At 64.9% G+C, this 19,552-nt stretch carries 25 protein-coding genes; 15 read left to right on the forward strand and 10 right to left on the reverse strand.

All coding sequences use genetic code 11. The annotated features are described in order from the left end of the window. Positions 1–123: 123 nt before the first annotated feature. From ihfB to KM031_RS13610, 3 genes are all read left to right on the forward strand, one after another. The gene (ihfB, locus tag KM031_RS13600; protein ID WP_215506179.1) at positions 124–408 is read left to right on the forward strand and encodes an integration host factor subunit beta; all 285 of its coding nucleotides are present in this window, start codon (positions 124–126) and stop codon (positions 406–408) included. Positions 409–485: 77 nt separating this feature from the next. Continuing rightward, positions 486–842 (forward strand): LapA family protein, encoded by a 357-nt coding sequence (locus KM031_RS13605; RefSeq protein ID WP_307742828.1) that lies wholly within the window; start codon positions 486–488, stop codon positions 840–842. Between the two features lie 3 nt (positions 843–845). Next, a complete protein-coding gene (locus KM031_RS13610) occupies positions 846–1,484 on the forward strand; it encodes a phosphoribosylanthranilate isomerase (RefSeq protein WP_215506180.1) in 639 nt (212 codons plus the stop codon). A gap of 136 nt (positions 1,485–1,620) precedes the next feature. Here the strand turns inward: KM031_RS13610 and KM031_RS13615 are convergent, their stop codons facing one another. Next, a complete protein-coding gene (locus tag KM031_RS13615; RefSeq protein WP_215506181.1) occupies positions 1,621–2,400 on the reverse strand; it encodes a DUF4394 domain-containing protein in 780 nt (259 codons plus the stop codon). Positions 2,401–2,623: 223 nt separating this feature from the next. Between KM031_RS13615 and trpB the strand changes: the two genes are divergently transcribed. The 4 genes from trpB to KM031_RS13635 all read left to right on the forward strand — a co-directional run bounded on the left by trpB (position 2,624) and on the right by KM031_RS13635 (position 5,856). Continuing rightward, complete coding sequence (trpB, locus tag KM031_RS13620) at positions 2,624–3,856, forward strand: tryptophan synthase subunit beta (RefSeq protein WP_215506182.1); 1,233 nt, start codon at positions 2,624–2,626, stop codon at positions 3,854–3,856. 203 nt (positions 3,857–4,059) lie between these two features. Then, the gene (locus KM031_RS13625) at positions 4,060–4,674 is read left to right on the forward strand and encodes a hypothetical protein (protein ID WP_215506183.1); all 615 of its coding nucleotides are present in this window, start codon (positions 4,060–4,062) and stop codon (positions 4,672–4,674) included. Between the two features lie 136 nt (positions 4,675–4,810). Further along, a complete protein-coding gene (locus KM031_RS13630; RefSeq protein WP_215506184.1) occupies positions 4,811–5,272 on the forward strand; it encodes a hypothetical protein in 462 nt (153 codons plus the stop codon). Beyond that, positions 5,269–5,856 carry a helix-turn-helix transcriptional regulator gene (locus tag KM031_RS13635; RefSeq protein WP_215506185.1) on the forward strand — a complete coding sequence of 196 codons (588 nt, stop codon included), beginning with the start codon at positions 5,269–5,271 and terminating at the stop codon, positions 5,854–5,856. The genes KM031_RS13630 and KM031_RS13635 overlap by 4 nt, the downstream gene beginning before the upstream one ends. Here KM031_RS13635 and KM031_RS13640 read toward each other — a convergent pair. From KM031_RS13640 to pth, 3 genes are read right to left on the reverse strand one after another with little or no spacing between them, the layout of a single operon-like run. Beyond that, complete coding sequence (locus KM031_RS13640; protein WP_215506186.1) at positions 5,853–6,227, reverse strand: DUF2237 family protein; 375 nt, start codon at positions 6,225–6,227, stop codon at positions 5,853–5,855. The genes KM031_RS13635 and KM031_RS13640 overlap by 4 nt on opposite strands. Further along, positions 6,220–7,383 (reverse strand): serine hydrolase domain-containing protein, encoded by a 1,164-nt coding sequence (locus tag KM031_RS13645; RefSeq protein WP_215506187.1) that lies wholly within the window; start codon positions 7,381–7,383, stop codon positions 6,220–6,222. Before KM031_RS13645 ends, KM031_RS13640 begins: the two co-directional genes overlap by 8 nt. Positions 7,384–7,409: 26 nt before the next feature. Beyond that, positions 7,410–8,120, reverse strand: coding sequence for an aminoacyl-tRNA hydrolase (pth, locus tag KM031_RS13650; RefSeq protein ID WP_215506188.1), 711 nt, complete (start codon positions 8,118–8,120; stop codon positions 7,410–7,412). A 116-nt stretch (positions 8,121–8,236) separates the two neighbouring features. Between pth and hmuQ the strand changes: the two genes are divergently transcribed. Beyond that, positions 8,237–8,551, forward strand: a complete 315-nt coding sequence (gene hmuQ / locus KM031_RS13655) for a heme-degrading protein HmuQ (RefSeq protein WP_215506189.1) — start codon at positions 8,237–8,239, stop codon at positions 8,549–8,551. Positions 8,552–8,604: 53 nt separating this feature from the next. Continuing rightward, positions 8,605–9,600 carry a glycosyltransferase family 2 protein gene (locus KM031_RS13660; RefSeq protein ID WP_215506190.1) on the forward strand — a complete coding sequence of 332 codons (996 nt, stop codon included), beginning with the start codon at positions 8,605–8,607 and terminating at the stop codon, positions 9,598–9,600. Here the strand turns inward: KM031_RS13660 and KM031_RS13665 are convergent. After that, positions 9,510–9,923 carry a hypothetical protein gene (locus KM031_RS13665; protein WP_246567152.1) on the reverse strand — a complete coding sequence of 138 codons (414 nt, stop codon included), beginning with the start codon at positions 9,921–9,923 and terminating at the stop codon, positions 9,510–9,512. The two genes, KM031_RS13660 and KM031_RS13665, sit on opposite strands and share 91 nt — an antisense overlap. A 95-nt stretch (positions 9,924–10,018) precedes the next feature. Continuing rightward, the gene (locus KM031_RS13670; RefSeq protein WP_246567153.1) at positions 10,019–10,189 is read right to left on the reverse strand and encodes a chromate transporter; all 171 of its coding nucleotides are present in this window, start codon (positions 10,187–10,189) and stop codon (positions 10,019–10,021) included. A gap of 124 nt (positions 10,190–10,313) precedes the next feature. Here KM031_RS13670 and KM031_RS13675 point away from each other — a divergent pair, with 124 nt between their 5' ends. Together KM031_RS13675 and KM031_RS13680 are read left to right on the forward strand one after the other, a co-directional pair. Beyond that, on the forward strand, positions 10,314–10,814 hold the full coding sequence (locus KM031_RS13675) for a MarR family winged helix-turn-helix transcriptional regulator (protein WP_215506191.1): 501 nt from the start codon (positions 10,314–10,316) through the stop codon (positions 10,812–10,814). Positions 10,815–10,840: 26 nt separating this feature from the next. Further along, positions 10,841–11,176 carry a DUF6616 family protein gene (locus tag KM031_RS13680; protein ID WP_215506192.1) on the forward strand — a complete coding sequence of 112 codons (336 nt, stop codon included), beginning with the start codon at positions 10,841–10,843 and terminating at the stop codon, positions 11,174–11,176. A gap of 72 nt (positions 11,177–11,248) precedes the next feature. On the opposite strand, the gene KM031_RS13685 is transcribed toward KM031_RS13680, so the two are convergent. Together KM031_RS13685 and KM031_RS13690 are read right to left on the reverse strand one after the other, a co-directional pair. Further along, complete coding sequence (locus tag KM031_RS13685; protein ID WP_215506193.1) at positions 11,249–11,842, reverse strand: 50S ribosomal protein L25/general stress protein Ctc; 594 nt, start codon at positions 11,840–11,842, stop codon at positions 11,249–11,251. A 58-nt stretch (positions 11,843–11,900) separates the two neighbouring features. Next, positions 11,901–12,362, reverse strand: coding sequence for an Rrf2 family transcriptional regulator (locus KM031_RS13690; RefSeq protein WP_215506194.1), 462 nt, complete (start codon positions 12,360–12,362; stop codon positions 11,901–11,903). A 48-nt stretch (positions 12,363–12,410) separates the two neighbouring features. On the opposite strand from KM031_RS13690, the gene KM031_RS13695 reads away from it, so the two are divergent. Together KM031_RS13695 and KM031_RS13700 are read left to right on the forward strand one after the other, a co-directional pair. Then, a complete protein-coding gene (locus tag KM031_RS13695; RefSeq protein WP_215506195.1) occupies positions 12,411–13,355 on the forward strand; it encodes an NAD(P)/FAD-dependent oxidoreductase in 945 nt (314 codons plus the stop codon). A gap of 67 nt (positions 13,356–13,422) precedes the next feature. Beyond that, a complete protein-coding gene (locus tag KM031_RS13700) occupies positions 13,423–14,568 on the forward strand; it encodes an MFS transporter (protein ID WP_215506196.1) in 1,146 nt (381 codons plus the stop codon). A gap of 2 nt (positions 14,569–14,570) precedes the next feature. On the opposite strand, the gene KM031_RS13705 is transcribed toward KM031_RS13700, so the two are convergent. Both KM031_RS13705 and trpA read right to left on the reverse strand, forming a co-directional pair. Beyond that, positions 14,571–15,734, reverse strand: coding sequence for an alpha-hydroxy acid oxidase (locus KM031_RS13705; protein WP_215506197.1), 1,164 nt, complete (start codon positions 15,732–15,734; stop codon positions 14,571–14,573). 179 nt (positions 15,735–15,913) lie between these two features. Then, positions 15,914–16,705 (reverse strand): tryptophan synthase subunit alpha, encoded by a 792-nt coding sequence (trpA, locus tag KM031_RS13710; protein WP_215506198.1) that lies wholly within the window; start codon positions 16,703–16,705, stop codon positions 15,914–15,916. A 168-nt stretch (positions 16,706–16,873) separates the two neighbouring features. Between trpA and ychF the strand changes: the two genes are divergently transcribed. Both ychF and KM031_RS13720 read left to right on the forward strand, forming a co-directional pair. Further along, positions 16,874–17,971: a redox-regulated ATPase YchF gene (ychF, locus tag KM031_RS13715; RefSeq protein ID WP_215506199.1), complete on the forward strand. Its 1,098-nt coding sequence runs from the start codon at positions 16,874–16,876 to the stop codon at positions 17,969–17,971. 114 nt (positions 17,972–18,085) lie between these two features. Beyond that, positions 18,086–19,453, forward strand: a complete 1,368-nt coding sequence (locus KM031_RS13720; RefSeq protein WP_215506200.1) for an NAD(P)/FAD-dependent oxidoreductase — start codon at positions 18,086–18,088, stop codon at positions 19,451–19,453. Positions 19,454–19,552 lie beyond the last annotated feature (99 nt).

The following is a 19,552-nucleotide window of genomic DNA, read 5'->3' on the forward strand; positions in this document are numbered from 1 at the left end:
CGGACGGCCAAGTTACGGCGATTGCACGGGTTTTCCTTTTGTCAGCGGGATTTTTTTGCCTATAGTCCAAGCACAAGAAAAACGCGGGCCGGTTGCCACATCGCCCCAGGGGGGACACTTCGGATGATCCGTTCGGAACTGATCCAGAAAATTGCGGATGAAAACCCGCATCTCACGCAACGCCATGTCGAGCGGATCGTGAACACTGTTTTCGAAGAAATCATCGAGGCGCTTGCCAAGGGCGACCGGGTGGAGCTGCGCGGCTTTGGCGCGTTCTCTGTCAAGTCGCGCGATGCGCGGGTGGGACGGAACCCGCGCACGGGGGAAGCGGTTGAAGTGGAAGACAAGAAGGTGCCCTTCTTCAAGACGGGCAAACTGCTGCGCGACCGGCTGAACGGCAAAGCGTAAGCGCGGGGCGCGATGCGGCGTGGCGTTCTGCCCCGGTCCGACAGCGTCACCGATACTGAAGGAGGCACGGTCCGCCGATGCTGCGATATCTGCGTTATCTCATTCTGCTGGTTCTGGGGCTGTGCCTGCTGACCGTGGCGCTGGCCAACCGCGCGCCGGTGCTGGTCAAGGCGCTGCCCGATGATGTCGCCGCCGTGGCGGGCCTGTCCTGGCAAATCGAGATCCCGCTGTTCCTGGCGATTTTCGGCGGCGTGGCGGTGGGCCTGCTGATCGGCTTCGTCTGGGAATGGATCCGCGAACATCGCCACCGGGCCGAGGCCAGCACCCAATCCGCCGAAGCCCGCCGGTTGCAGCGCGAGCTGGCGGCGATGCGCGACGCCAAGGGCGTGGTGCAGGATGATGTTCTGGCCATCCTCGACCGGAAGGCAGGCTGATCCATGTCCGATATCCGTGTGAAGATCTGCGGTCTGCGGACCGTGGCCGATGTTGCCGCCGTGGCTGCCGCCGGGGCGGCCTATGCGGGCTTTGTGTTCTTTGCCAAAAGCCCGCGCCACCTGACGATTGACAGCGCGCGCGAACTGGCGCTGGCGGCCCCGGTGGGGCTGGCGAAGGTGGCGCTGACGGTGGATGCCGATGACGCCACGCTGGATGCGATTGTCGCGGCGGTGCCGCTGGACATGCTGCAACTGCATGGCCACGAAAACCCCGACCGTGTGGCGGAACTCCGCAGCCGCTATGGCCTGCCGGTGATGAAGGCGGTGGGTGTGGCGGATGAGGGCGATCTGGCGGCGCTGTTTGATTACACGCTGGTCGCGGATCAGATCCTGATCGACGCGAAACCGCCCAAGGATGCCGTGCTGCCGGGCGGCAATGGCCTGTCATTCGACTGGCGGCTGGTGGCGCAGCGGCGCTGGTTGCGGCCCTGGATGCTGGCGGGGGGCCTGACTGCCGCAAACGTGGCCGAGGCGATCCGGCTGACCAATGCGCGGCAGGTCGATGTCTCGTCAGGGGTGGAATCGGCCCCGGGCGTCAAGGATGCGGCCCGTATCGCGGCTTTCGTGCAGGCGGCGCGTTAGGCGCCCGGCGGTCTGAAAAACGAAAACATGGGAAATGTGCGGCCCTCTTGGGGGCTTGGGGCCGCACATTCACCAGCCACTCGTCACGGTAACATTGACCAGTCACTCGTCACGGCAAACGTTGGCTCTGCCGCCCTTACATGGCGGGCAGAATGGTCAGATCGCGCAGCGGGGCATCGGCCCCCTGAAGCGGCCAGGAGGCGGTGATCTTGCCGCTGACCAGATCGACGGTATGCAGCCCGCCATTGGCGGCCAGCCATGCGGTGTTCACGCCCTCTGCCGTGGTGGCCACATCAAACCCGATCGGACCCTCCAGCGTGGCCCCCAGTGCGCCGATGGTGGCCAGCACGCCGTCATTCGGTTTGGTCTGCTGGATCAGCGCCGACATACCGGTGTCGATGTCGAACATCGCGGTCTTTTCGGGTTTGCCGAAGCTGTTGGTATAGGCCACGGCCCCGATCATCGGCGCCTTGCCGATATTGGCATCGGCGGCGTCAAAGGCAATCGCACCATCGACGGTCACGGCCCCGCTGGCCATATCGACGCGGTGGTTGGTGGTGCCCGACATGACGCGCAGCTTGTCGGCAGCGGGGTTCACATCAACGATCACAGCCGCACCTTCGGCGATGCTCAGCATCGTGTCCATCTGGCTCAGCATCTTGGTCGCGCCGGTGGCGGGATCAATGCTGACGATGGCCTGCGTGTCGGTCACGCCGATCAGCTCCGATGTGCCGGGGCGCCAGTCGATGCCGAGCAGGCGGGTCACGTCCTGTGCCTCGACAGTGCCGGTCACTGTGGCTGTGGCGGGATCAATCATCACCAGCGTCTTGTCGCCCGAAAGGCCAAGCGCGGTTTGCGCCAGGCCGGGCGACGCGGCGGCGGTGGTGATCAGCAAAGCGGCGAAAAGGCGGGTCATCTGTCTCTCCTTTTGGTCGGTGGCTGGCAGGGCAGACGGCACCGGATCCGGGGATCGGCGCAGGCATACCCTGCCGCGATACCAAAGATACGGAGCGCTGCGCCCGAAAGTTTCACCCAAGGCACAGAAAATTCGTGATGCGCCAAAGCAGGGGCGATGCTGCGCACTTTACCCTGTGCCACAAGGGCGCTACATCGGGTCGAGATAGCAAAAAGGGTGCGCCATGGCCGATGACGGGATCAACAGCTTCATGACCGGGCCGGATGAACAGGGCCGCTTTGGCATGTTCGGCGGGCGCTTCGTGTCGGAAACCCTGATGCCGCTGATCCTTGATCTGGAAGCGCGGTATGAATTTGCCAAGACCGACCCGGAGTTCTGGGCCGAGATGGACGATCTGTGGAAGCACTATGTTGGCCGTCCGTCGCCGCTGTATTATGCAGCGCGGCTGACCGAGCATCTGGGTGGGGCCAAGATCTATCTCAAACGTGACGAGCTGAACCACACCGGCGCGCACAAGATCAACAATGTGCTGGGCCAGATCATTCTGGCGCGGCGCATGGGCAAGACCCGGATCATCGCCGAAACCGGCGCGGGCCAGCATGGCGTGGCGACGGCGACGGTCTGTGCCAAGTTCGGGCTGAAATGCGTGGTCTACATGGGCGCGCATGATGTGGAGCGGCAGGCCCCGAACGTATTCCGCATGCGCCTGCTGGGCGCCGAAGTGGTGCCGGTGACCAGCGGCCGCGGCACGTTGAAAGACGCGATGAACGATGCGCTGCGCGATTGGGTCACGAATGTGCGCGACACTTTCTATTGCATCGGCACGGTGGCGGGGCCGCATCCCTATCCGGCGATGGTGCGCGATTTCCAGTCGATCATCGGCAAGGAAGTGCGCTGGCAACTGGCCGAGCAGGAGGGCGAGGGGCGTCTGCCCGATACCGTGATCGCGGCCATCGGCGGCGGCTCCAATGCCATGGGCCTGTTCTTCCCCTTCCTCGATGATCCTTCGGTGCGCATCATCGGCGTCGAGGCCGGCGGCAAGGGCGTGGATGACCGGATGCAGCATTGCGCCAGCCTGACCGGCGGTCGCCCCGGCGTGCTGCATGGCAACCGCACCTACCTGCTGCAAGACCCGGATGGGCAGATCCTCGAGGGCTTTTCGATCTCGGCGGGTCTCGATTACCCCGGCATCGGGCCGGAACATGCCTGGCTGCACGATACCAAGCGCGCCGAATATGTCTCGATCACCGATGTCGAGGCGCTGGAGGCGTTCCAGCTGTCCTGCAAGCTGGAGGGGATCATTCCGGCGCTGGAGCCGTCACACGCCTTGGCGCATGTGATGAAGATCGCGCCGACCCTGCCGAAAGACCATATCATCGTGATGAACATGTGTGGCCGGGGCGACAAGGACATCTTCACCGTCGCCAAACACCTTGGCTTTGACATGAAGATCTGACGCACCACGCCATCTGACCCGCTAAACTTTGGTTTAGGCCCCGAAACCCTGTGGTTCGGGGCCTTTTAAACATTTGCGGAATGGACCTGCGGGGGCGTGCGGTCGTCAGATGGCCCATCCCTTGCCGGATGACATACGCCAGAACGGCGACGCGGCGGGGGGCAGCGGCAATCGGGCAGATTGTCTTTATGGGAGTTGCAAGCATGTATATTTCAGGATCACGCGCGTTGTTGGCCAGTGTCGCATTTTGCGCGGGCATGGCCGGACCAGCCTTGGCGGTGCCGCTCGCCGGGGGCACGGCCCTCGCCCCTTTGGGGGCGGATCAAACCGCCGCTGCGTCGATGGCGGGCCTGTTGATCCTCGCCGAGGCCGAGGGTGAGGCGGGGAACGAGTCGGGGGACGAGGATGCAGGCGGCACCGATGAAGGTGCGGCAGAGGACGGCGATACCAGCCTTGGCGATCCGGTCGATGGCCGTGACGGCTGCGACAATTGCCGGGACGAGGACGCGACCGGTACCGATCCCGGTGACGATGCGGGCGAGGACGTGACCGAAGGCGAGTTGCCGGATGGCGAAGTCACCGAAGGCGAAGTGACCGATGGCGAGGTCACGGATGACGACGGCATGGCCTGGGCCGGCGGCAGCCCGGATTTCTGCGAAGCCTGTGGCGGCGAAGTGGTGAGTGAAGAGACGGTTCAGACCACCGCAACCCGGTCTGACCGCAGCGCCCCGCGTGGCACCTCGTTCAGCCGCAAGGAACGCGGCGCCGATCTGCGCGAAGGCTGCCGGGGCACCGCCAGGGTGGCCTGCAGCGACTGAGGCAACCCGGCCCGTCTGCCCCCGTGGCAAACCGGCCCCTGTCGTGTAAACTGCAAGAACAGGCCTGCCCCGCATCACCGGGGCGGGCCAGATGGCAAGGGGCGGCGCAGACCGCCATGCCCCGGAGGATGACAGCATGAAACGCGCCGCCGTAACCGCCCTGATCTGCGCCTGCCTGCTGACGGCGGGCAGCCCGCCAGTGCAGGCCGCCAGTGTCGACGAGGCGCTGGTCGCGCAGCTTTATGCGCAGGGCTATCATTCGGTGCAGGTCAGCCGCACCTTTCTGGGCCGGGTCAAGATCAATGCCGTGCTGGGCGATCTGCGGCGCGAGATTGTGGTGAACCCGCATACCGGCGAAATCCTGCGCGACTATCAGACCGAAGTGAATCGCTTTGCCGGGCGGGGCAGCTCAGGCGAGACGGGCAGCAGCACCACGGTAACGCGCAGCACGCCGTCCAAGGGTGGCATCTCGGTGCCCGATATCGTGGACCGCAGCGGCGGATCGGATCGTCCTGACAGATCTGGCCCCGGGGCAGGCAACGGCGGGGCGGGCACGGCGTCCAGTGGCGGGGGCGAGACCGTCGGAGATGTGCCATGACGGGGCCGACCCCGGCACGGTTTCGCCGGTTTCTGACGCGCGGATCGGTCGGTATCGGGCTGCTGTTGGCGGTGCAGGGCCTCTGCGCCGCCGTGTTCATCCTCGATATCCTGTCCTCGCTGATCGGGTTCCGCGCCGCGCCGATCAGCTGGCAATTGCGCGAGATCGTCGAACTGGGCGCGGCTTTGGGCCTGCTGACCGGCCTCGGGCTGGGGGCCTATGCGCTGCGTCATGCGCTGGCCGAGCGCAACATGGCCGAAGCGCGGCTGCGCCGGGCCTCGGGGGCCTTTGCCGAGATCCTGAACGAGCGGTTCTGCGAATGGGGCCTGACCCCGGCCGAGCGCGACGTGGCGCTGTTTGCGATCAAGGGCCTGTCCACCGCCGAAATCGCCGCTTTGCGCGAAACCTCGGAAGGCACGGTCAAGGCGCAGACCAATGCGATCTACCGCAAGGCCAGCGTGACGGGGCGGCCGCAACTGCTCAGCCTGTTCATCGAGGAATTGATGCGCGACGATGGCCCGCTGCACAGCACCCCCGCCGAAGCGGCGAAGCCCCGCGCCGTGCCTCGCTCGGATGCGGCCTAGGCTTCGGCGTATAGCCGAAGTACGCTCATCGGAACCACATCCAGCGTGCGGATATGGGTGGCGGCCAGATTGACCTGCGGCGCAGCCCCTTCCTCATGCGCCTGCAGGAAGCGGCCCGCGCAGAGGCACCAACGATCCCCCGCCTTCAGCCCCTTGAAACCGTATTCCGGGCGCGGCGTCGACAGGTCATTGCCCAGATATTTCGACATCGCCAGAAATTCATCCGTCATCACCGCACAGACCGTATGCCGCCCGGCATCCGCATCGCCGGTATCGCAGCAGCCATTGCGCCAGAACCCGGTCACCGGCGCGGTGGAGCAGGTTTCCAGCGGTTGCCCCAGGACATTGACGGACGGGTCTTTCTCAGCCATCTGCGGCCTCCAGTGCTGCGGTCAGGGTGCGGAACATGGCGATATTCTGCGCCTCGACTCCCGCTGCGGTAAAGCCCTTGTCGGCGCCATTCGCGGCAATCACAACCCCCGCCGCGCGATTGACATAGATGAACTGGCCATAGACGCCCTGCGCCAGAAACTCGCCCGGCGCGGCCCCCTGCGGGATCCACCATTGATAGCCATAGCCCATCGCGCCCGGCGGGGTGACGGCCTGCGGCACGGTGGATTGCGCCACCCAATCGGCGGGCACGATCTGCCGCCCTTGCACCGCGCCATTGTTCAGGAACAGCAGGCCCATGCGGGCATAATCGCGCGTGATCAGATTGAGCCCGCCCAGCACGAAAGGTTGGCCAAGGCCATCGGTCAGATAATAGGGTTCCTCCTCCAGCCCCAGCGGCTGCACGATCCGCGTGGCCAGCAGATCGGCCAGCGGTTGCCCGGTGGCGCCAGCGATCACCATGCCCAGAACATGGGTGTCGATCGACACATATTGCCAGCTGTCGCCGGGGGGCGCCCGCCGTGCGGTAATGCCCGCCGTAAAGGCATCCATCGAGCCGCCAAGGCCCAGAACCCGGCCCATCTTGTTGATGTCGGACGAAAATTTCAGATAATCCTCGTCGAATTCCACACCTGCGGTCATATTGGCCACCTGCCGCACCGTGGCCCCGGCATAGGCAGACCCGGCGAGAGCCGGCGCATAGGCCTCGACCGGGCGGTCCAGATCAAGGGTGCCATCCGCAACCAGCGTGCCCATCAGCGCCGACAGAAAGCTTTTCGCCACCGACCAACTGATCCGCCGGTCCAGCGGGCCTGTGCCGAGGTAATAGCTTTCATGCCGCAATTGCCCGTCCTTGACGAGAACCAGCGCCGTGACCGACCGCTGCGCCACCCAATCCTGTGCTTCGGGCGGCAGCGCGAAGGGTGTGCCCGCAGGCAGGGGCAGGGGGGCGGCATCGCCCTTGGGCACCGGCACCGACAGGAAGGCCGCATCCATATGGCTGAAATTCTGCACGATGCGCCCGGTGTCAAACAGGGTCAGCACGGCGTGCAGCCGTGCCAGATCGTCACGTTTCCAGACGGCAAGGGCGGCAAGGATCAGGACAATGATCCCAAGGGCTTTGATGATGCGGCGCATGATGTCTCCTCTGCGCCCAACATAGCCTAGCGGAAGCGGTCTGCCAGCTTTTGCAACGCCGAGCGCGGGTCGGGTGACGCTTCCGTTGCGTCCGGGGCTGCCGGTTTGGCGGTGGCCGGGTCAGGTTTGGCGCGTGGTCCGGGCCGTTCGGTGCCGGTGGAGGACCGGGGCGGCGCGGTGCGCAGCGCCACCGCATTCAGGAAACGCGCGCCATCGCCATCGGCCAGCGCCGCCGCGCCGTCGGAAATGCCGCGCAGCAGATCCTCCAGCCAGTCCTGTTCGGACTTGGCAAAATCATGCAGCACATAACCCGCGACCGCATCCTTGTGCCCCGGATGACCTATGCCCAGCCGCACGCGGCCATAGGCCTCGCCGACATGCGCATGGATGGAGCGCAGGCCGTTATGCCCGGCATGGCCGCCGCCCTGTTTGACGCGGGCCTTGCCCGGGGCCAGATCCAGCTCGTCATGGAATACCACCAGATCGGCGGGCGTCAGCTTGTAGAAGCGCAGCGCCTCGCCCACGGCCTGCCCCGACAAGTTCATGAAGGTTTCGGGCTTCAGCAGGATCACCTTGTCGGCCCCCAGCCGCCCTTCGCAGAACAGCCCCTGAAAGCCGCGCTTCCACGGGCTGAACCCATGGTCCGCCGCGATGCGGTCCAGTGCCATGAAACCGATGTTATGTCGGTTGCCCGCATATTTCGCACCCGGATTGCCCAATCCTGTCCACAGCTTCATTGCGCCCTCATTGCCTCTTGACCCGCCCCGGTAATGCCCCGATTTTACGGGCAATGCCAGACAGCGCGCATCGTGCCAGCCATCCAGCCCCGAAACTGACTGCAAGGGATGTGCACATGTACCTCACCATGAACCGTTTCAAGGTCAAGCCGGGGCAAGAGGCGGCGTTCGAGGCGATCTGGCGCAGCCGCGACAGCTATCTGCCGCAGGTGCCGGGCTTTGTGTCCTTTCACCTGATGAAAGGGGCCAGCAGCCACAGCCACACGCTCTATGCCTCGCATACGCTGTGGCAGAGTGCGGCGGATTTCACCGCCTGGACCAAATCCGAGGCGTTTCGCGCCGCCCATCGCGGGGCGGGCAGCCATGGCGACATCTATGCCGGGCACCCGGAGCTGGAGTTGTTCGCCTCGGTCCAGGAGATCACCGCCTGATCGGTTGACTTCGCACCGCCGAGGTCCGAGTCTGCCGGGAAACGGAGGTCTTGGTGAAGGCGACGGTTGTCTGTTCGATGCGCAATGAAGGGCCGTTCCTTGTGGAATGGGTCTGCTGGTATCGGATGCTGGGCTTCACCGATCTGGTCATCGTCACCAATGATTGCACCGATCATTCGCCCGAGTTGCTGGACCATCTGGCGCGGGCGGGATGGGTGCATCACCTGCGCTCGGATGTGGTGCCGGGCGAAAAGGTGGTGGCGGCCAAGCTGAAACAGGCGCGTCGCCATCCGGCGGTGCGGCGGGCCGATTGGGTGCTGGTCTGTGATGTCGACGAATTTCTGGTGATCCATCGCGGCGCGGGCAAGCTGGCGGATCTGCTGGCCCCGCATCTGGCCGAGAGCGGGCCTGACATGCTGGCCATGGCGATCAACTGGCGCGTGTTCGGCACCTCGGGCATTGCAGAGTGGCAGGACGGGTTGACGCATCGGCAGTTTCGCCGCGCTGGGCCGACGCGCAACTGGATCTCGCGCTGGATCAAGGTCTTGCACCGGGCACCGCTGGCCTTCGGGGCCTTGGGCGAACATGGGCCGAAGCGGCTGTCCGCGGACAAGGCCGCGCCGCCCCTGCGGTTTGTGAACAGCGAAGGGGTGACGGTGCCCGACTGGTCGCCCGAAGGGCCTTATCTGCGCATGCTTCCCGCCGATCTGACCACGCATGAGGTGGCGCAGATGAACCATTACATGCTGCGGTCCGAAGAAAGCTGGGGCCTGAAACAGGGAACACCCTCGGCGGTACAGGGGGCGGATCGGTATAATGACAGCTATTACCGTTCGACCAACCGCAATGAGCTGCGGGATCTGTCGGCGCTGCGCCATGAGGCGGCGTTTGATCTGATCCATGCCGAAGCCATGGCCTTGCCCGGCGTGCGCCGCCTGCATCATCTGTGCTGCGCCGATTATGCGGCGCGGCTGTGCGACAAGGCCGGGCGCGCCGTGGAGACGGATGCGCGTTGGCGCTGGCACATGGCGCAGGCGGGCGAGGCCTGAGTCAGACCAAGCCCCAGCGCAAAGAAACCGATGCCCGCCAGCGCCGCCAACGGGATCAGCCACAGGCACAGCGCCACCAGCCCGGCACCGATGGCCCCGCGCCGGGCGCTGGTTGGCATATCGTGCAACTCTGCACCCAGCAGCGTCTCGGCATCTGCCACATGCGTCTTGCCCATGGCCCCATGCCGGCCGCTGCCGTGAAAGGCGGGCAGACCGGCCTTGGCCCCGGCCCCGCCCAAGGCGGCGGCCAGCAGCACGATCACCGGAAAGGGGGCCCCCAGCGCAAAGATCGCCAGAAAGGACAGCGCAGCGATGGCCAGCATCGTGGTGTTTTTCAGCGCGCGCCGCCCCAACTGCGGTGCATCAGCCAGCCGATATAGGTGGCCAATTGCTGGGCCTCGGGACCGCGCAGCACCATTCAGAAGTTCAGCGCGTGCAGGAACCGTGCATCACCGATCCATTTCTTTTCCTCCACCAGAATGCGGTGCATCACCGCAATCTGCCCCACAGGGCCGCCAAAGCTGAGCGCGGCAATGTGGGGCAGATTGGTGGCTTCGGCCAGACTGGGGTGGGCGTGCTTCTGGCGCATGTCGCTGACCTGTGTCGTGTGGGCATCTGTGGCAGCGCTATCAGAGGATTGCGGGGCGGTTTGTCAAAAGCGTGCCGGGTGGAGCGCTTGACATATGATTAGGCGATAAACTATATGCTGACTTATGATACTCCAGCAAAAACATACCGCCCTGTTGCAAGAGGCAGAGCGCCGTGGCGCGACCGGGATCGCGCCGTTGCGGCTGTGCCTTCAGATGCTGTCGCTGGCGACGGCGATAGATGACGATTGCGCCGCCCGGCTTGCGCCCTTCGGTCTGTCAGAAGGCAAGTTCGTGATGTTGTTTCTGTTGCAGGGGCAGGCCGAAGGGCTGTCTCCGCATGAATTGGCCGAACGGGCGGGCGTAAGCCGCGCTACCGTGACCGGGCTGCTCGACGGGCTGGAGCGGGACGGCTTTCTGGCCCGGCAAGGCGGGCTGGCTGATCGCCGCAAGATCCGGGTGCTGCTGTCTGCCAAAGGGGCGGCCATGGCGCAGGATCTGTTCGCGCGGCACACCACATGGATTTCGACGCTGTTTTCCGGCCTGTCCGAAACCGAACAGCAAACCCTGACCGGCCTTCTGGCCCGTGTCTGGCGCAACACCGATGCCGGCAAGGCCGCATCCTGACTCCCCAAGGCAACAAGGATTTTCCAATGCCCCATTACCTGACCGAGCTTTACAGCCCGAAACCCGCATGGCTGGCGCTGAGCCTGGCAGAGCGCCAAAGCTATTTCGCCAGCATCGCCGAAGGCATGGGGGCGCTGTCGGCCCTGGGTGTGGAACCCATCGCATTTGGCGAAACCGAGCCATCCATCCATCCCGCGCCGCAACAGTTCTTTTCGGTCTGGCGTCTGCCCGATGCCGAGGCGCAGGCGGCGCTGCTGTCGGGCATCGCCGCAACCGGCTGGCATGACTATTTCGACACGGTGAATGCGGCGGGCAAGGGCGTCGATTTTCCCGCACACCTGACCCAGCTTACCGGGGTCTGAAGCCCGGCAGTAGACATGAAAAAACGCGGCAGGAAGATCCTGCCGCGTTTTTGTTTTCCCGAATGGGAAATCTTACTCGTCTTCGCCTGCAACCAGACCCGTCGGGGCGGTCACATTGGCGATCACGAAGTTGCGCTCGATGGTCGGCTTTGCGCCTTTCGGCAGAACCACGTCGCTGATGTGGATCACGTCGCCGAAGGTCTTGCCGGTCAGGTCAACCACGATTTCGCTCGGGATGTCGGAGGCCAGAACTTCCAGCTCCACTTCCGGGCGCACCACGGTCAGCGTGCCGCCACGCTTCAGGCCGGGGCTTGCTTCGTGGTTGATGAAGGTGACGTGGATGAACAGGTTGATGCGGCTGTCATCGTGCAGGCGCATGAAGTCGATATGCGTCGGCAGGTCTTTCACGACGTCGCGCTGGACGCCACGGCAGACCACATGCACGTCGGGCTGGCCTTCAACCTTGAGGTTGATCAGCGTCGACAGGAAGCGGCCTGCTTTCAGGCGCTTCAGCAGCATGTTGTAGCCAAGGTTGATCGGCTGCGGCTCTTTGCCGTCGCCATAAACGATGCCGGGTACGTAGCCCTCACGACGAGCTTGACGAGCGGCCCCCTTGCCTGTCCCCGTCCGCACCACAGCCTGAAGATCCGGGATCTCGCGTGCCATAGGTATTCTCCATATATAAATCCGCCATCCTCCAAGGGTGCATGGCGCGACCGGGGGCCTATAGCGGGGAATCGCCTTGGGGGAAAGAGGAAATCGCGCGCGCCTGTCCCATCGCCTGTGCCAGATCGGCCAGATTGCGCGCCGCGAAGTGCCGCAGGATCACCGCTTCGGCCTCGACCATCGCCGCCGAGACGACATCGGCCATGGCCGCTTCGATGGCGCAGGTGCCATGCGGTGCGGGGGACAGAGGGGCTGCGTTCAGAAACGGCTCATCCAGCGCGCGGTAGATATCGGCCACGGTGATCGCTTCGGCCGGGCGGGCCAGCCGCCAGCCGCCGTGATGGCCCTTTTCCGATGTCAGCAGCCCGGCGCTGCGCAGCAGGCCGAACACCCGCCGCACCACAACCGCATGGGTCGCATGATGTGCGGCAATCTGCTCAGAGGTCTGCGCCACCTGCGGCCTCAGCGCCATATGCCCCAGCGCATGCAGGGCAAGGGACAGCTTGCTATTGCGTTTCATGTAACTATCTTTGTTGCGTGAGTCGAAATCAAAGCACAGAGGCCCCTTATGGCACAGAACATCCCCCGAACGACAGATGACACCCCGAAACCCACCGAATTGCTGGATGTGGCGGTGGTGGGCGGCAGTTTTGCCGGGCTGACCGCCGCGCTCTATCTTGCGCGGGGGCGCAAGCGCCTGGCGGTGATCGACGCGGGCGAGACCCGCAACCGCGCCGCCAGCAGCGCGCATGGCTTTCTGGGGCAGGATGGCCGCCCGCCTGCCGAGATCCGCGCCGCCGGGCTGCGTGATCTGCTGGCCTACCCCGAGGCGGTGCTGATCCCTGGCCATGTGACAACGATCCACGGTGGCCCCGACGATTTTACCCTGACGCTGGCAGACGGGGGCACGCTGCGGGCGCGCCGGGTGATCCTTGCCCATGGGATGCGGGACATCCTGCCCGATCTGCCGGGGCTGGCACAGATCTGGGGTCAGACCGCCTTTCAATGCCCCTATTGCCATGGCTATGAACTGGCGGGGCAGCCGACAGGCTTGCTGATGTCAGGCGCCAAAGTCGTGGAACACGCCCAGTTCCTGACCGATTGGGCCCCCGGCCTGACCGTGTTTGATCCCGATGCCAACGCCGAAGACATGGCCTCGCTTGCGGCGGCGGGCATCCCGGTGATCCAAAGCCCGGTGCAGCGGATCGAGGCCGAGGGTGCCCGGCTGCGCGCGCTGCATCTGGCGGATGGGCGGCGCATCCCGCTTGCGGTGCTGTATATGGTCAGCCGCGCCGAACCGGCGAGCGATCTGCCGCAGCAGCTTGGCTGCAAGATGGAGACCGGACCGCAAGGCCCCTATATCGCCACGGACATGATGAAGGCGACATCGGTGCCCGGCGTCTTTGCCGCAGGCGATCTTGCGCGCCCGGTGTTCGGCGCGGTGTTTGCGGCGGCAGATGGCGCGATGGCCGGGGTGGCGTGTCAGCGCAGTCTGGGACTCTCTGCGACATGATCTGTCGCCTGCGGGCATGACGGCGGGCCGGGGGCGGGCTAGCACGGGGCGATTGAAGGAGCCGACCATGCCCGCCCTGTCCCTGCTCAGAACGGCGCGCGCGCCTTTGGCCGCCTTTGCCGCGATGGGGGTACTCTGGGGCACATTCGCCGCCGTGCTGCCCGATCTGAAAGCGCAGCTTGGCGTGGGCGAGGCGCAACTGGGCCTGCTGATGCTGATGACGCCGCTGGCGGCGGTGACGGCCATGCTGCTGGCACCGGGGGTGGGGGTGGCCTTGGGGCGGGTGGCCCTGCCGCTGTCGGCGCTTGCCATGGCGGCGGCCTTTGTGCTGCCGGGGCAAGTGACGATGCTCTGGCTGTTTCCGCTGGCGATGATGGCGATGGGTGCGGCCACCGGCCTGACCGATGTGCTGATGAACGCCCGTGTCGCGGCGCTGGAAAGCAGCCGGAACCTGCATCTTATGAACCTGTGCCATGCCGCCTATTCCTTTGGATATGCCGGCGGCGCGCTGGCAACCGGCGTGCTGCGCGACGGGGCCTGGCCGCCGGGCTGGGTGATGGCGGCAGCGGCGCTGGCGGCCGGTCTGGTGGCGCTGCTGTGTTTCGAGGCGGATGGTACTATTCACGGGCTGGCCAGGCCGCAAGGGCAGGGGGCCGCCGGGCTGGGCCTTGTGCCGCTGATCGGCGGCGGCATCGTGCTGATCGCCTTTCTGACCGAAAACGCCGCCGAGAACTGGTCGGCGCTGCATATCGAAAAGACGCTTGGCGGCAGCCCGTCGGAAGGCGCGATGGGGCCTGCGGCGTTGGCGCTGACCATGGGATTTGCCCGTTTGGCGGGGCAGGGGCTGGTGGCGCGGCTCAATCCGTTCCGGTTGCTGATGGGCGGCGCGATGCTGTCGGCCTGCGGTGCCCTCGGCGCGGCGCTGGCCAGCACGCCGACCATGGCCTATGCAGGATTCATCGTGATGGGGCTCGGCTCTTCGGTGATCGCGCCCACCGCTTTTTCACTGGTGGGTCGGCTTGCCAATCCGGTAGCGCGTGCGCGTGCCGTGGCCCGCGCCACGCTTTATGGCTATTTCGGTTATTTCTTCGGCCCGCCGATGCTGGGCTTTCTGGCAGGCCTGTTCGGCCTGCGTGCCGCCTTTGTCTTTGCCGCCGCCATGTTGCTGCTGGTGCTGATCCTGTCGCCGCTGATGGCGCGGCAGAAGGCCTGAGCTTACACCCAATCGCCTTCAAAATCCTTGGGCACCAGCAGGTTGTGCCGCCCCAGCGCCGCCACGTCGCGTTCACCACACAGCGCCATGGTGATATCCAGCTCTTTCTTCAGGATCTCCAGCGCCATGGTGACACCGGCCTGACCCATCGCACCCAGACCGTAGATATAGCTGCGCCCAATCATGGTGGCATCGGCCCCCATCGCCAGCGCCTTCAGGATGTCCTGCCCAGACCGGATACCGCTGTCGAGCCAGATCTCGGTCTGTCCCTTTACCGCCGCCACGATGGACGGCAGGATGCGGATGGAGCTGAGCGCGCCGTCCAGTTGCCGCCCGCCATGGTTGGAGACGATAATGGCATCGGCCCCGAAATCGGCGGCACGCCGCGCGTCATCGGCATCAAGGATGCCTTTCAGGATCATCTTGCCGCCCCATTTTTCGCGCAGGCGGGCAATCTTGCCCCAGTCCAGCTGCGGGTCGAACTGTTCATTGGTCCAGCTGGTCAACGAGGACAGATCGCCCACGCCTTTGGCATGGCCGACAATATTGCCAAAGCTGCGGCGTCTGGTGCCCAGCATTCCCATGCACCAGGCCGGTTTGGTGGTCATGTTCACGATATTGGGCAGGGTCAGGCGGGGCGGGGCGGTCAGCCCGTTCTTCAGATCCTTGTGCCGCTGGCCCAGGATCTGCAAATCCAGCGTCAGCACCAGCGCCGAACAGCCCGCCGCCTTGGCACGCGCGATGATATTGTCGACAAACTCTTCGTCGCGCATCACATAAAGCTGGAACCAGAACGGCTTGCTGGTATGGGCCGCCACATCCTCGATCGAGCAGATCGACATGGTTGACAGGGTGAAGGGCACGCCAAAGGCCTCGGCGGCACGCGCGGCCTTGATCTCGCCATCTGCCGACTGCATCCCGGTCATCCCCACCGGCGCCAGCGCCACCGGCATCGCCACCGGCTGACCGATCATGGTTCCGGCGACAGAGCGGTTCGACATATCGACCGCAACCTTCTGGCGCAGGCGGATTTTTTGAAAATCCGTGGTGTTGTCGCGGAAGGTCTGCTCGGTATAGCTGCCGCTTTCGGCATAATCGTAGAACATCTTCGGGGCACGCTTGCGGTGCAGCCGTTTCAGATCGTCGATGCAGGCGATGACGGTCATGGCGTTCAAAACTCCCGATATTGGTTAGAATCCTTTACCAATCCTTGCGGATCAATGCAAGAACCAAGCCTCTGGCTTGCACTTTGTTCAAATACTCAAACAACAGCGCCGCACGGCTCCGGCCAAAAGGAAAAGCGCACCCGGAAGGATGCGCTTTCAGCAAGCCTGAGGGGCAGGGCTCAGGCCGAATGGGCCCCTGCCGCAAGGGCGGCCACATTGGCCAGCACCTCAGCCACGGGTTTACCCGCACCGATATCCTTGACGATGGCCGACCCCACCACACAGCCATCTGCAATCCCGGCGATGTCGCGGGCATTGTCGGGCGTGGTGATGCCAAAGCCGACGATGATCGGCAGATCGGTCTGCGCCTTGATGCGCTGCACCTCGGGGGCCACATCCGCCGCCTTCGCCGCCGCAGCGCCGGTGATGCCGGTGATCGAGACGTAATACACAAACCCGCTGGTATTCTGCAGCACCTTGGGCAGACGGGCATCATCGGTGGTGGGCGTGGCCAGCCGGATGAAGTTCAGCCCGGCGGCCTGCGCGGGCAGGCACAGCTCGCTGTCCTCTTCGGGCGGCAGATCGACCACGATCAGCCCGTCGATCCCGGCGGCCTGCGCCTCGGCCAGAAAACGGTCGACGCCGCGCGCATAGATCGGGTTGTAATAGCCCATCAGCACGATGGGCGTGCGGTCATCGCCCTTGCGGAATTCGGTCGCCATGGCCAGCACCTTGTCCATGGTCATGCCGCCTTCCAGCGCCCGCTGTCCGGCCAACTGGATCGTCGGCCCGTCCGCCATCGGATCGGTAAAGGGCATCCCCAGCTCGATCACATCGACCCCGGCCTCCGGCAGACCCTTCATCACGGCGAGCGATGTGGCCACATCCGGATCGCCACCCATGATATAGGCGACAAAGGCCTTTTTGCCCTCGACCTTCAGGGCTGCAAATTTGGCATCAATCCGGGTCATCGGGCATCCTCTCTGGCAGTTCCGCCCGGTGTGCAAAAAACCACGCTGAAAAGCAATGGGGCTTTGCCGTTCCGCAGGCCGATCCCGCCCTGGCCGCAAAGCCGCGCTTGCGATTCTTCCCCCCGCGCCCTAGAAGCCAAGCGGAATTTCGCAAAGGGGATCGCGGTCATGGGTTTCAAGATGGGCATTGTCGGCCTGCCGAATGTGGGCAAATCGACGCTCTTCAACGCGCTCACCCGCACGGCGGCGGCGCAGGCGGCCAATTTTCCCTTCTGCACCATCGAACCCAATGTGGGCGAAGTGGCGGTGCCCGATGCGCGGCTGGACAAACTTGCCGCCATTGCCGGCAGCAAACAGATCATCCCGACGCGGATGACCTTTGTTGATATCGCGGGCCTCGTGCGCGGTGCCTCGAAAGGCGAGGGTCTGGGCAACCAGTTCCTCGCCAATATCCGCGAATGCGACGCGATTGCCCATGTGCTGCGCTGTTTCGAGGATGGCGACATCACCCATGTCGAAGGCCGGATTGATCCCGTCGCCGATGCCGAAACCATCGAGACCGAGCTGATGCTGGCTGATATGGATTCGATCGAGCGGCGGCTGGCCAACCTCGCGCGCAAGCTCAAGGGCGGCGACAAGGACAGCCTCGATCAGGATCGCCTGCTGCGGCTGGCACAGGTGGCGCTGAACGAGGGCCGGCCCGCCCGCACCGTCACCGTGGCGGCGGATGACCGCAAGCAATGGGAGATGCTGCAACTGCTCACCTCCAAGCCGGTGCTCTATGTCTGCAACGTCGAGGAATCGAAGGCGTCGGAAGGCAACAGCCAGTCAGCGCGTGTGGCCGAAATGGCGGCACGGCAGGGCGCGGCCTCGGTGGTGATTTCGGCCAAGATCGAAGAAGAGATCAGCCAGCTTCCCGATGAGGAAGCGGTGATGTTCCTGGAGGAGATGGGCCTGCACGAAGCCGGTCTGGATCGCCTGATCCGCGCGGGATATCAGCTGCTTGGCCTGCAAACCTATTTCACCGTCGGCCCCAAGGAGGCCCGCGCCTGGACCATCACCAAAGGCACGCTCGCGCCGCAGGCGGCCGGCGTGATCCATGGCGATTTCGAGAAGGGCTTCATCCGCGCCGAAACCGTTGCCTATGATGATTACATCGCAGGCAAGGGCGAGGCGGGCGCTAAAGAGGCGGGCAAGTTCCGCGTGGAAGGCAAGACCTATGAGGTGAAGGACGGCGACGTTCTGCACTTCCTGTTCAACGGTTGATCTTTGGTGGCCCCTTTCGCACGGCGAGAGGGGCGCCGATCTGATCGCCGCGCTATCACATTTGATCAAACGCCTGATCCGCGCTAGCCTGCGCCACAAACGGAGGCCAGCCCCATGCGCATCGGTGAGATTTCCTTCTGGTATGCCGATATCGGCCTGCCGCCGCCGCGCCCGGCGCTGGCAGGCGACACCGAGGCCGACATCTGTATCATCGGTGCTGGATATACCGGCCTCTGGACCGCCTATTATCTGAAAAAGGCAAATCCAGCCCTGAATATCCTGATTGTCGAGCGGGAATTCGCAGGTTTTGGTGCGTCGGGCCGCAACGGCGGCTGGCTTACCGGCGGGTTCGCCTGGTCGCACGACCGGTATCTGCGCCATTCCAGCCCCGAAGCGGTGCGCGCCATGGTGCAGGCCATGGGCGGCACGGTGGAGGAGGTGATCCGCGTCTGCACAGCCGAAGGCATCGACGCTGACATCCTGCGCACCGATGAGCTGATGGTGGCTACCAACCCCGCCCAACGCGCGCGCATGCAGGCCGAAGCGCAGCACCGGCAAAGCTGGGGCGAGGATCGTGTGAGCCTGCTATCGCAGGCAGAACTCAGCGCGCGAATTCAGATCCCCGGCGCGCTTGCTGCGCTGCGGGTCGGGGGTGTCGCCCGTGTACAGCCCGCCAAACTGGTGCAGGGTCTCGCTCGCACAGTCGAAGCTCTGGGCGTGCGGATCGTCGAAGGCACCGCCGTCACCGCCTATGGCCCGGGTCAGGTGCAGACCGCGCAGGGCCGGGTGCGCGCGGCCATCGTGCTGCGCTGCACCGAAGGTTTCACCGCGGATCTGCCGGGCCATCACCGCGACTGGCTGCCGCTGAACTCCGCCCAGATCGTCACTGCCCCGCTGCCGCCCGAGATCTGGCAGAAGATCGGCTGGCAAGGCCATGAAATTCTGGGCGATTTCAACAATGCATATTGCTACTGCCAACGCACCCGCGAAGGCCGCATCACCGTGGGCGCGCGCGGCGTGCCCTATAAATACGGCTCGCGCACCGATACCGGCGGCGCGCCTGATGCCGAAACCATCCGCCGCCTGACCGCAATCCTGCACCGCCATTTTCCCGATGCCGTCGCCGTGCCGGTCGATCATGCCTGGTGTGGCGTGCTGGGCGTGCCGCGCGACTGGTGCGCCACCGTGGGCTTCACGCCCGAAACCGGGCTTGGCTTTGCGGGCGGCTATGTCGGGGTGGGTGTCAGCACTTCCAACCTCGCAGGCCGCACGTTGGCGGATCTTGCGCTGCGGCGCGCGACCGATCTGACCCGACTGCCCTGGGTCAATCACAAGGTCCGCAGATGGGAGCCAGAGCCGCTGCGCTGGCTGGGCGTGCAGGGCATGTATGCGCTGTTGAACCAGGCCGATGCCCGCGAACAGCGCCTCGGCATCCCGCTCTCGCGGCTGGCCCGTCTCGGCAACTGGCTGACCGGACGCTGACCGCCTGTTTGTTTCGGCGTGCAAATTTGACCCCCTAAGGCGGGGTATCGGCGTCCAATTTTGCCCCCCTTGAAGTTCTATCAGACCGTTCGTTGCGGG

This window comes from Gemmobacter fulvus (genome assembly GCF_018798885.1).
GTDB classification, from domain to species: Bacteria; Pseudomonadota; Alphaproteobacteria; order Rhodobacterales; family Rhodobacteraceae; genus Gemmobacter; species Gemmobacter fulvus.